At 43.8% G+C, this 12190-nt stretch carries 12 protein-coding genes; 3 read left to right on the plus strand and 9 right to left on the minus strand.

All coding sequences use genetic code 11. The features are described from left to right. Positions 1-63 precede the first annotated feature (63 nt). Genes GLO7428_RS14515 through GLO7428_RS14525 form a run of 3 tightly spaced genes read right to left on the minus strand, consistent with a single transcriptional unit; the run spans position 64 to position 2475 of the window. Positions 64-459: a hypothetical protein gene (locus tag GLO7428_RS14515; RefSeq protein WP_015189319.1), complete on the minus strand. Its 396-nt coding sequence runs from the start codon at positions 457-459 to the stop codon at positions 64-66. A 47-nt stretch (positions 460-506) separates the two neighbouring features. Further along, entirely contained in the window at positions 507-1535 is a 1029-nt protein-coding gene (locus GLO7428_RS14520; protein WP_015189320.1) for a hemerythrin domain-containing protein, read from the minus strand. Positions 1536-1575: 40 nt separating this feature from the next. Beyond that, complete coding sequence (locus GLO7428_RS14525; protein WP_015189321.1) at positions 1576-2475, minus strand: isoaspartyl peptidase/L-asparaginase family protein; 900 nt, start codon at positions 2473-2475, stop codon at positions 1576-1578. Between the two features lie 413 nt (positions 2476-2888). Here GLO7428_RS14525 and GLO7428_RS14530 point away from each other — a divergent pair, with 413 nt between their 5' ends. From GLO7428_RS14530 to GLO7428_RS14540, 3 genes are all read left to right on the plus strand, one after another. Continuing rightward, the gene (locus GLO7428_RS14530) at positions 2889-3377 is read left to right on the plus strand and encodes a DUF6335 family protein (protein ID WP_015189322.1); all 489 of its coding nucleotides are present in this window, start codon (positions 2889-2891) and stop codon (positions 3375-3377) included. Positions 3378-3678: 301 nt separating this feature from the next. Further along, positions 3679-3909 (plus strand): hypothetical protein, encoded by a 231-nt coding sequence (locus GLO7428_RS14535; RefSeq protein ID WP_015189323.1) that lies wholly within the window; start codon positions 3679-3681, stop codon positions 3907-3909. Between the two features lie 429 nt (positions 3910-4338). Next, the gene (locus GLO7428_RS14540; protein ID WP_015189324.1) at positions 4339-5046 is read left to right on the plus strand and encodes an alpha/beta hydrolase; all 708 of its coding nucleotides are present in this window, start codon (positions 4339-4341) and stop codon (positions 5044-5046) included. On the opposite strand, the gene GLO7428_RS14545 is transcribed toward GLO7428_RS14540, so the two are convergent. From GLO7428_RS14545 to GLO7428_RS14570, 6 genes are all read right to left on the minus strand, one after another. Then, positions 5018-5902, minus strand: a complete 885-nt coding sequence (locus GLO7428_RS14545) for an SGNH/GDSL hydrolase family protein (protein WP_015189325.1) — start codon at positions 5900-5902, stop codon at positions 5018-5020. The genes GLO7428_RS14540 and GLO7428_RS14545 overlap by 29 nt on opposite strands. Before the next feature lie 466 nt (positions 5903-6368). Then, on the minus strand, positions 6369-7640 hold the full coding sequence (locus GLO7428_RS14550; RefSeq protein ID WP_015189326.1) for an ATP-grasp domain-containing protein: 1272 nt from the start codon (positions 7638-7640) through the stop codon (positions 6369-6371). Between the two features lie 21 nt (positions 7641-7661). After that, on the minus strand, positions 7662-9341 hold the full coding sequence (gene hflX / locus GLO7428_RS14555; RefSeq protein WP_015189327.1) for a GTPase HflX: 1680 nt from the start codon (positions 9339-9341) through the stop codon (positions 7662-7664). 93 nt (positions 9342-9434) lie between these two features. Then, positions 9435-10706 (minus strand): glycosyltransferase, encoded by a 1272-nt coding sequence (locus GLO7428_RS14560; protein ID WP_015189328.1) that lies wholly within the window; start codon positions 10704-10706, stop codon positions 9435-9437. Beyond that, positions 10703-11521: a beta-carotene ketolase CrtW gene (gene crtW, locus GLO7428_RS14565; protein WP_015189329.1), complete on the minus strand. Its 819-nt coding sequence runs from the start codon at positions 11519-11521 to the stop codon at positions 10703-10705. Before crtW ends, GLO7428_RS14560 begins: the two co-directional genes overlap by 4 nt. A 395-nt stretch (positions 11522-11916) precedes the next feature. After that, positions 11917-12186 (minus strand): hypothetical protein, encoded by a 270-nt coding sequence (locus tag GLO7428_RS14570; RefSeq protein WP_015189330.1) that lies wholly within the window; start codon positions 12184-12186, stop codon positions 11917-11919. Positions 12187-12190 lie beyond the last annotated feature (4 nt).

Below are 12190 nucleotides of genomic sequence, written 5' to 3' on the forward strand. Positions count from 1 at the left end.
ACTATTTAACCATTTTTTTCATTCATGCCTTGTTTTTTTGAACAATGAAAAGATAACTCAAAATCAATCGATAGCTGGTTGACTTCGAGCGTAAGAGTTTAAAAAGACACCAAAGAGAATTGCAAAAGTAAGGTCAATAACACCTGGAATTAAATAAAAAGGGTGAAGATTGCTTATCAAAGTATGATAAGCTAGTACAAGAAAAACTGAAGATTGCGCGATTATACCAAGTTTGACGATGCCATGATTGCGAGTGATGTCGTTGCCAACCCACCAATAACCAATCCCGATAACGAATACTAATGCGAGAAATAGGTGAGAATATTCAGGGTTTGTGAGGGGTTTCTCACCAAGGAATTCGCGAATCCATTGGTCGGATAATAGCAAAAATACAGATTCAACCCAATTAATTATAGCCTTGAGTTGAAATATATATTTCCATGTCATTTGATTATTCATAATTGCTCAAAGTACAGAAGATTTTTTGCTGTAAATGATCAATTTAACTAGGTTTTTGAATCAGCCATTGAAGACTGCAATTTGCTTTTAGCTGTTTTAAATTCAGTTGCCATTTGCTTTTGTTGCTCATGGCTGAAATTGTCACGAAGCTTGGGGAATATATCGTTTTCTTCTTGATTAATATGAGTTCGTACCGCTGTTCTTAGCTGCTCAATTTTTGCTTTAAACTCAGATGCAGCAGGATCTAAAGGTTTAATTTCATCTAACATCAAGATGACTTCGTCGGTCTGCTCAAATATCTCCTGCATGTGTTCATAATACGGACGAACTGCGGGGTAAAGAACTTGTTCTTCGGCTAATCCATGAACTTTTATATCTTTGTAGAGTTGCCCAAAATATTCTTGGATTTTTTGCGGTTCGCTGGCATTTAAAACTTCTACAAACAGGATATCGGCTTTAGTATGATCCATCAGTAGAAGTTCGCGGATGCTCATCTCGTCATCGGTGCGCGTTACTACACTACCGACCACGCCAGTTAAAGCGGCAACAGCATCTTGAACCCGCCCCCACAGTCCCTGAAGCGGCTCTTTTCCTGTCAGTTCGCGAACACCTAAAATTTCTAAAATTCCTTTGAGTTGCTCTTGATGCGCGCGGTTTTCAAAGTTAACAGTATTTAAAGGAGCGATCGCCGCTTCGATATCAGCACCAACGACTTGTGCAGCTTTGTGAACAAGCAATCCCGCCATCACCTGCTTATGCTTGAGCAATTCATGTTCTTGTACTTTCTCAAACAAACTCACATCGGAACTTTCTATCAGTTCCTGAAGCTCAACTCTTTTGTGCGTGGTTTCTGTAGGCTCACCCTTGATGCCGTACTGAACAATTACAGTATCAAGAACACCTAAATTTTTGCGATCGTCTTCCAGCATGTTCTGTATGCGATCGCGAATATCATCATCAGTGCAATCCTCGATAAATCGTTGCTCATTGTTAATCAGCAGATTTTGTAGTACTTTCATATCTGCTAATTTTGTTGCAATTGCAAGGCGCTTAGTGTCATCAAGACTCGATACCATTTTTGATTCTCCTCTCATAGTTGTGAACCAGTTAAAGCTATTAAGTCTTCTCCAACTGCCTGCATTCTTTGTTGGTAAACACAGCCGGTTTGTCCAGTTCTGCCGTCATATAAGCGACTGCCATACCCTGCGAGTTATGCGCCCATCCAACGCGTCCCTGACGATCTAGCAAAATGCAGCCCGCCTCTCCTGTAACCTTAGATCTCAGCGTATCAATCACTTTCTGCGCTGCCTCTTCTGGATGCCTGTCTCCAGCCAGCAAATCGATCGCTGTTTTAGCTACAACTACAGGGATAATCGACTCGCCATCACCCGTTGTTGAGCAAGCGCCAAGTTGATTATCAGCATACAAGCCAGAGCCAACTAACGCTGTGTCACCGACGCGACCTGGTTGCTGATTCATGGTGCCCCCAGTTGAGGTTCCAGCTACTAAGAGTCCATTTGCATCCAGAGCTACACAGCCAACAGTGTTGGGGCGATCCACAACTTGCTGCTCCTGCTTCCACTCCTGAAATGGCTCATCAGCTATCAAATCTTCTTTTGCACACATCTCGGCTCTATTGTCTGCGGCAAAGCGTTTTGCACCCTGCGCCACTAGCAGTCGAGGTTTTTCATCCATAATCATCCGTGCCACCGAGATGGGATGACGCACACCTTGAACCGCTGCCACTGCTCCCCAACTTAAGTTAGCGCCCTCCATAATCGCCGCGTCTAGCTCCACTTCTCCCTCAGTGTTGAGAGTCGCGCCAAGTCCTGCGTTAAACGTCGGGTCAGCTTCAAGAACGCGGATGGCTGCCTCAACCGCTTCTCTAGCACTACCCCCGCTTTGAAGCACTGCCCAACCTGCCTCTACTGCTGCCAAGCAACCAGCATGGTTGGCTTCAACCTTGTCCTCTTTGATGGTTTTTGCTCCGCCATGAACAATGATGGCTAGTGTCATTTATGGTTCCTGCTAAATTCTTGTGAGATACTATCGCCATGCCAGGTGAATGAGACGTTTTCTATACGCGAACTCTTTATTCAGTAAGCATTTGATACTTGTTTAACATTCAAGCACAGCCAAAAAAATGACAGCTTCATCCTTAGAGGTGTTTTACCTACACATAAGGAAGGCTTTTGTATCAAGTTACTTTGTTATTTGTGATACCAAATTTAACAAACCCTCTCATCAGCACATTGAAATTGCAACTCAAAGAATCGCGATCGCGGTGAGTAGAGCTATCCAATCAAAGTCATCTTCAAATTTACTCACATCAACTCAGCAATTCTCATCCTATGTATGGATTCTGGAGAATCTCATCTTTAGCTACGTTGCATTTGTTATAGGCATCCAAAAAATTCACAGGAAACATTATGGCTGATTTTGCTAACAAAGCAGACAACGAACCAAATCCAACTGAGGAAACAAATCTTTCGGATATACCCATCGAAGATACTGACCTTGTTTCGGATATCCCTGTAGAAGATAGTGACGAACCAATTATTTCAGAGCTACCCGAAGAAATTACTGAATCTTATGGAACAGGTGTTGCCCTAGAGCCAGGACTAGAAATCGGTGGACGAACTATGCACGACCGGATGAAGCAGTACACATCGGCTAGTCCAGAACTAACGGGAGGTGATATCGATGCGCGTTGGGATCAGGCTGAGATGGTTGGTGACGAAGCAGTTGGGGGAACTGTTGCTACTCCCGATCAGGATATTGTTGAAGAACTAGGAACTGCTGTTGGGCTAGATTATGATGATGGGGTATCTCTTCAGACCAACGATATTTTGGAGGCACGTGATTTCCAAAGATGGGAGTTAGACCCCATGTCTTCAGAAGATTATCAGGAGCATTGAGATTCTCTCAAGTGCGCGAGTATCGGCTCAAAGTTAGGCTTTTTGAACTATGCAGTTGTATAGCCCTAGTCAACAGAGTTAGGACATTATAGAAGCTCGTCGTGATTTCCCGGAAGGGAGTTTACCCTGACCCCTGACCTCTAACCTCTGACCCCTGCTATAGCAGGTATTACAGTCTCGCACTGCTCTTTTACCCTGGCTCTAACTGTTTCCAGGTATGAAGTTAGTCCGTAAGTAAGAAGAGCTAGGCTCTCTAAATTGTCTAGCTTTTACATAGATTAATGCTATTGAGGAGCAGTTTATGGTAGACCCAGAATTTTCTGATACCAGACCAACAGATATAAATATCACCGGAAACGTTGACATACCAGATACACCAACTATGCCAGATCCAGATGCATATGTTAGTCTAGGTGATTCTGCAAGCAACCCTCTAACTATTTTTCCATTGTCAGAAGAAGAAGCGATGGAGTATTGGCAAAACACTGAAAATAGCGATCGCCCAACTACAGCTGATGAGGATAATCCCTAATACTTTCGTCGCCCGTGTCTGCGGTAACGATGCCATAGAGCCAACAGGCTGAGAAATTCAGGTAATTGAATGAGTCGGAATCTTCCTAAACAAAGCAGGAAACGGTCAAGCATTTTAGCGTAAAGCTATGCTCTAACTCATGACTATCAAACTATTGAGATTGTCAAACACAAAGCTTTAGGCGATGCCATGAGGCAATACAGCAACATTCCGCCTGATTGGGCATTGTTGACTCAATGTATGAATCGTTAAGCTTCACTCCTGATAGCCCCTAAATCCCCCAAGATTGGGGGACTAGGGGGGCAAATCGTATTCCTATTCAGCAACACCCCTAATTGGACACGACGACAACTACTCTGGTTTGGGGTAGTAGATATGTTGTCACTTATGGTCTCTCAATCTAGTTGCCTAAAGCTGAACTTATTGACTATGGATTCAAAACAGGCTGGTTCGTCTGCCAGTGAAGGACAGTTGTTGTCCCGCCCAAAAAGTCCCACAGCAACTGCAACTCCTGGATTGCACCCGCTAAGACTTGATGGACAGCGGGACGGTTTCGTTTATGTGCCTAAAACCTATCGGGCAGAGCGCCCCGCACCGCTGGTGTTGATATTGCATGGAGCAGGTGGTCGTGCAGAAGGTGCGCTGAAAATCCTCCGCCATTTGGCAGATTCTTTCGAGATGATTCTGTTGGCAGTAGACTCACGCCGCCAGACATGGGACATTATCCGAGGTGACTACGGTGCTGACATTGCTTTTATTGACCGATCGCTGGCACAAACCTTCACGCGTTACGCTATCGATCCAAAGCGAGTGGCGATCGCTGGCTTCTCTGATGGTGCTTCCTACGCCCTCTCAGTCGGCATTACCAATGGCAATTTGTTTACGCACGTTATTGCCTTCTCACCAGGATTTATAGCTCCTGCCAGACAGGAGGGCAAACCGCAGGTGTTCATTTCTCACGGCAAGTGGGACACCGTTTTGCCAATTGAGCGGTGCAGTCGGCAAATTGTGCCACAGATGCAACGGGCAGGCTATGACGTGTTGTACCGAGAGTTCAACGGCATCCACACGGTTCCAACCGCGATCGCTCAGCAAGCTGTGGAGTGGTTTACGGCAGCAGCATCGAACGAGAATTGACGATCCCTGCGTCTTGAATTGCTGCAAAGGCAGTTTCCCCTAAAATGTGGTGCGCCTTTGTTGTCGGATGAATGCCATCCCAGAACAAAAACTTGTCTGGACTGCCACAGGTGCTTAAGCCCGCCAAACACGGACTGATGACATTCGTAAAGCCAAAAGCAGCAGGATTTGCGATCGCTTCTCGATAAAGTGTATTGGCATCGAGAGTGGCAATCTGAACGTCAGAATGCTGCTGAGATACTTTAAGCGATCGCCGCAAGCCTTGATTGTGCGCTTGTGTTAATGCACTGAGTCTGGCAGAATTCGCAGTGGTGCGTGTAGTTGGTAACTGTCCCAAATCTGGTAAATTTGCTACCAGGATCTTTTTAGCACCGACATCAGCTAGAGAAGCGATCGCCTTAGAAATATTTTCAACCGGTAAAGTTGCACTGCTAACTCCCTGCAAATAATCATTCGCCCCTGCCCATATGACATACAATGCATCCGGTCGAGTCTTTGGCTGCGCTTTATGAAACGATTGGATTTGTGTCAACAATCCTGGGACAAGACTATTGCGATCGCTTTCAGTTGTAGCTCCTCCGTAAGCAAAATTGTTGAGTTGAGTCGAGGAGAGATGCAGGCGATCGGCAAGATACTCAACCCAAACTCGACCATTTGAATATCGCCCCTGAAAGTAGGGTGGGTTAGGTGGATACATCCCTCCTGTTGCGCGGAACACCGTACCTGTATCCGAAAGACTGTCCCCAAACACATAGAGTTCTGTGATGGGATGAGCGTTCTGAATCGATGTTGTCAGTACAACCATGACAAAAATCAGGAGCGCAAGTCCTGCTAATAGAAAGTTCTTTGCTTGCATGAAATTCTGCTGCAAACTCCCAAGAGTGCTATTTTTAGCTTTCATTTTCAAAACTAACTGCAACCATTGTTAATGGTTTTAGTTCTGAGTAGAGATTGAGCCTGCAATTTATTGCTTCTCTAGAGTAACAAGCTGAATTCAGCAGTGGAGAACGCAACCGAATACTTTCAGGTGTGGATTTTGCCAATCGCCTGAGTAATAATGTTTTACTTTAAGGCTGCTACGGATAGGAAAGCAGGGGAGCCTGCGCCGTGCGGGGGTTTACCCCCAATCCCCACTACGTGGGGTCCCCGAGTCCCCCGTTGAGGCGACTGGCGTGGACAGAGGAAGCAGAGGAGAAATGATTTGTAGTTTTTATTTAGTGATAATGGTATTAATTGTAGTTCTCAGTTAGTGAAATGGTGTAATTACTGCTCAATTTTAGAGATTGTTAGCTTAGCAATTCGATTTTGCCACAACAAGTCTTTTAACCAAGCCAATGCAATCCCTTATCGTGCAAGTTCTGCTCGATGTGCTGCATTTCCTCGATCGTCTCTCCGGTGACGATTCCGTAAATTTCGGTGTAGATTTTTCCGTATTTGACTTTCTCTAGTGCCGATAGGATCATAAATTCCTTGCGCTCTAGTTCTGGTTTCAGGCTTTGGAGAATCGATTCTAATGTTCCATCCATGCGGTAATCACTGGAATATTTAGCAACCACCTTTCCTTGCCCTAATAGGGTATGGCGCTGCAAGCACAGCGGAGTCGAGCCATTGACTCGGAAATTAGCATCGATCGCATAAAGCTGTCCGTCTTGGTTTTCCAGTACGTCGAAGCCAATAAAGCCAAAATACCCCTGCTGATGAGCATACTGACCAATGGCAGCAATCATCTCAAAGAATTTGCTCATGTCGTCACGGTAGTGAATCAGTCCCCCTAAATAGTTACCCTCCTTTGTGACGAGTTGCGTTGTGGTGCCGACGAGTGTTATCTTTCCCGTCTCGCTGAGATAGAACTGTACGCAGTAGTTCTGCACCGCATTCTTGATAAACTCAGAGACAATAATCGTATCGAGCAACTTAATATCGAGATATTTCCTCAGTTCTTCTAAGCAGTAGTTGAGAGCGCTGGGGTTTGTGATAATATAAGTGCCTTCTCCTGAAAGTCCGTGCGACGTTTTGATCAAGTAGGGAAATTTTGGTAGCTCAATGTCTTTGAGACTCCAGGAGTGCAGATTGTAACTTTTGTATTTAGGACATTGCACGCCAAGTTCGGCTAGCGTTACTTTGCTGAGCAAGCGGTAATGGGTATCTGGAGCAACGGCGTGTTTATTAGGTTTGAGATGATCGAAGGGAAATAGAGTGATAAGCTTATCAAAGCGATCGCTCTGGCTGAGGTCATCTAAATAAGTTGCGCAATCCATCATCTCCATGCAGGTGTAGCTGAAGCCAAAATGCTCGCGCCAGTAGTCAACCAGCATGTTTTGTGGCGGAATAATCACAATCCCTGGAATTGCGTCACCTAACACCGCTAAATTCTTCCAAGGTTCCTTCTGGCAAATTTTGTCGAAAGAGGTTTTGGTGGCTTCGCTACTACCGTCTTGAATAAAGTATTTCTTCGTGTTGGGGTAAGCAGCCCAACTTGCAGTCGCAGGGTAATTTAGGATAAACGCATAACATCCATCTTCTGTGATGTCTTGAGCAAACAGATCGGAAAAAGAACTTCCTTGAAAGTAATTAAAGTCGTAGGTTGAGTTCATCAGATGATACGCATTTTGGGCTTACGACTTTTGTGTTACGGTAATAGTTGCAAGTTCATCGCTCAGTTGCAGCGATCGCTGCTTGAGAGTCTCTAAACCCAAACGCTCAGTTGCGGAAATAAATACAGCTTGGGGATACTCTTGCTGCGCCTTCGCTAAAGTTTCGCTATCTACTCGGTCAATCTTATTAAAAGCAATTAAACTTTTTGCTGGAATCGCAGGCATTTCGGCGAGTATTTCTTGCACACTTGTCATATGGCTTTCCCAAGCTGGGTGCGATAAATCTACAACATGAAGCAAGGCATCAGCTTCAATGACTTCCTCCAATGTGGCACGGAAAGCATCCATCAGCGGTGGCGGAAGTTCGTGAATAAACCCTACAGTATCTGTTAGCAGAATCGACCTGCGTTCTTGATTTGGTTGTGTAATAACTAACTTGCGTGTTGTCGGGTCGAGCGTGGCAAAAAGTTGGTCTGCGGTGTAAACTTCGGCATTAGTTAACACATTCAGCAAAGTTGATTTACCCGCATTCGTATAGCCGACTAACGCCATAACGGGAATATCTTGCTGGTGTCGTTGTTGTCTGATGCGACTCCGGTGGGCTTGTAATTGATTGACTTCTTGCTGTAGCTGGGCAATTCTGCGTTGAATTGCCCGTCGTTCTGTCTCTAGTCGGGTTTCACCTGGTCCGCGCGTACCAATTCCGCCACCTAGCCTTGACATCTCTCGACCGCGACCGCGCAGCCGAGGTAGCATATATTCGAGTTGTGCTAGTTCTACTTGTAATTTACCTGCACTAGAACGAGCGCGTTGCGCAAAAATATCTAGAATTATTTCTGTGCGGTCTACAACTCGAATACCAATCTCCTGCTCTAGGTTACGGGCTTGCGATGGAGAAATATCTCGGTCAACAACAATCAGATTAGCTCCTAGCTTTTGAGCCAAAAGCGCAATTTCTTCAGCTTTTCCTTGTCCAACAACTGTTTGGGGATGGGGGCGACTGCGTTTTTGCCGTACCGTATCGAGTACGATTCCTCCAGCACTTTCGACTAAACGCGCCAATTCTGCTAATCCATCTTCAAATCGTTGCGCAGCTACATCATCTGTTTGTACCCCTACCAGCAGCACTCTGTCTTGGTCAGAGGCAATTTCCTGCGATAGGAATGTTCCATCGCTTGCTTGAGCAATTTCCTTTTCCCATTCCTCAACGAACTCATCAAAGTCTTGTTTGGTGAGATCAACCAAGCTCAAAGGAGGTGAAATTACCCAAGGGATATTGACATCAGAAGCAAGGTGTGCTGTAAAAGCTTCTTTTACTTGGCGATCAGCCACGCTTAATACAATAAGAGCATCTAAACGTTGACGTACCATTGTCGTCAATGCGGCTTCTGATGGCGGTTCTGAATTGAATTGAGTAGCAATGCAACGAATTTTGCTCAAGCGTTCCGCACTGCGACGCGGTAATTCTTGAGGTGGAATTTGAGTTTGACTTGGTGTTCCTACGGCAATTCGGATAACTTGCCCGCGCCGATTGATATAACAACAAATTGGTTGGTGAATTTCTGTAGTCATTGCAGCTAAGGAAGCGGCAAATTCTGAGGTAATGAATCTATCTCTCGGTTGCTGTTGCTCGTAAAGCGCTTGTAATCGCTTGATTTGGCTCGATTTTATCCCTTGAGTATTGCCATAAATAGTTTGCATAAAAATAACACTGGAAAATCTTTATTAAAGCCGTTGGTTTTATACTTAGCGATCGCCGATTGCGATGGAATCTATCAAACGAAATAAGGAAATTTACACTACCGCGATCGCCCCTCGTTGCGATCGCGTCACCTGTTCAATAATATTTGCTGCCCGTTTCACGCCGCCTGAAAGTTGAATTGACTGCTGAATTCTGCAAGCATTCTGTTTGTAAGAATTGTCTGTCAACACTCGCTTAATTGTCGATCGCAGGTTGGAAATATTGAGTTTGTGCAGCGCAAGCACTTCTCCTACTTTTGTAGAACGAATTCGCGCGCCCGTTCCTGGTTGCTCAAATGTAATCGGAATTGCGACTACAGGTACGCCGTAGGTAAGCGAATCTAATGTTGTATTCATACCTGCATGAGTTATCGTTAGACTAGCGTGCGCGAGAATATCTGGTTGCGGAGCATACTCGACGACTAAAGGAGAACCAGGAAGCGATCGCACTCCTTCTGCACTCATCCCACCCCCATGCGCGATCGCGAGTTGTACGTCGAGTCCTTGACAAGCCGCTGCAATGCAACTAAACACTCGTTGCTTGGTGTTCTGTACGCTTCCTAAAGAAGCATAAATCATCGGCTGTCCAGTCAACTTCTCATAGGGAAATGAAACCGATTGTGGTGCAGCATTTCGTAATGGACCAACGTAATGAAGGTGCGATGGCAAATCGGGAATTGGAAACTCGAATAACTCAGGCTGTTGACTGATGTGCGCTTGTGCATTGGAAGCATAAATGTGGCGATACTCAGGCAATTTCCACATCAAGCGGTAGCGATTAATCGTTTGTAAGAGTGGTTGACAACTGCGATCTAAAAGGTAATAAGCTAAGCGATTGCGAATTTTTGACTGATGTGTATTTTGGTAATTCCAGGAAGTGAAAAAAGGAGGAACGTCAACTCGGCGGTGAATGATCTGTGCGCCAGAAACGCAGATGAATGGAAGATTGAGATGTTCAGCTACCGTTTCACCAACGGGTTCGAGTTGATCTACGAGTAAAACTTCTATTCCTGTCGCGGCGATCGCTTTGGGTGCATCTTGGCAAATTATCTCAACCATCTGCTGGCAAAAGTCGAGAGAATAACGCAACGCCTTAATAGCGCTAAGCTTTCCCAGTTGAGTAAAAGTTTGTGCCATTGAACCAGGTTGATAAATGGCTTCACCAATAGGATAATAGTTTATTCCCTGTGATTGCACCTTCAATGCCAAATCTGGAATTTGTAAAAAGGTAACACGATGACCGCGTGATTGAAGTTCTCGTCCCAACGCCGCTAGAGGATTGAGGTGTCCAAGATAAGGCGGACAAATAATACCAAAGTGAGTCATAACTGTGCGCCAGTCGAAGGCGATGCCAATGCTCTATGCTTGTAAACAGCTGGTAGTTGCCACCAAGCTACATGAGGAAACTCGTGATGTTCTCGGTGATAGCCGAAGTGATAGCAACTGATGAATGACCAAAAAATTGGCAATGCGATCGTTTGAGCGCAGTGTGGATAAACGTATCCTGATTCCGGTTCTCGATGGGGCAAAAACGTACCAAAATAAAACATTTGAATCGAACTGAGAATCGGTGGAATAAGCCAAAATAAAATAAGATTTGTCTGAGAAATTGGCAAAGCGTATTTAGCTAGATTAAATGCAAGCGTCATTCCTATAACTTGTTTCCAACTCCAGTATTCTTTCATAAACTGAAAATACCAATGAATTGGATTGCTATTGCCATCATGATGATCGGGGTCAATCTCACTAGCTGGATGATGATGATGAAGCCAGTGATTTTTCAAAAGTTGTTGATAGGAAAAAAATCCATAGAGAAATACAGTCAGCGTCCCAATCAAATGATTAATTTTCTTGTTTTGACGGCACACTGAACCATGCATGGCATCATGCGCAGTAATGAACATCCCTGTATAAAGGAACGTTTGCCATACTATCGCGATTGGTATTGACCAAATGGAAAGTTTAGTAATATCAAGGCAAAGCAGTAAAATCAAACTAGCTGCCCAAAGACTGATTATCACTAAAGCAATTACTAGCCCATAACTTTTAGACATTTCAGAGACAAATTGTTCTAAACCTACATCATGGTAGGACGAACGATTACACACAGCACCGCGCCAAAGGCGATCGCAGATATTCAAACTGATACTCCTCGTATAATGAAATCAAACTCAATCATCTATACCGCAACACTTTTTGTTCCATTAAGTAGTTAAAATTAAACTATTAAAATCAAATGATTAATTTTATCAAGTTAATATTTCTTCAGTTTTTGCATTTCTAAAATAATGAATTATATATTATTTATCAGTTAGTTCTTCCATTTTTTTTAACTTATAATTAGTAGATGAAAATCTTACATAAAGCTTATTTGTACCAATAAAATTTTACTAATTGACGTCAAATACATTTTTTCTAAATACACATTTTATAAGTATTATCGTCACTTAGTAAAAGTTATTAATTTCAAATAATTCAAATTAATTCACACAAAATATAAATAATATTTCCCTTCGTTATATAAATTAAAAATGATTTATTTAGAGCAGAAATCAGAGCAATTAATTGCTTCTTCAGTCAAAGCTGAATTAGGACGTACTGTGCATTTAAGATGATAGCTACCTGTAAAGAATTGACATTTTGCACAAGGAATTTGATGCATTTGCTTTGCTTGAGTAAAAGTAGCGTATACTGTTTGCCAAATTGCCGATAAAAATAAAACAACGACTGCCCAAGGAACTACAAGGAAGACAAGCTTTAAAGCTGCTTGTAAAGCGAGGGTTAAAGTAGGTGTAAGCTGGAACATTATT

Source organism: Gloeocapsa sp. PCC 7428 (assembly GCF_000317555.1).
GTDB lineage: Bacteria > Cyanobacteriota > Cyanobacteriia > Cyanobacteriales > Chroococcidiopsidaceae > Chroogloeocystis.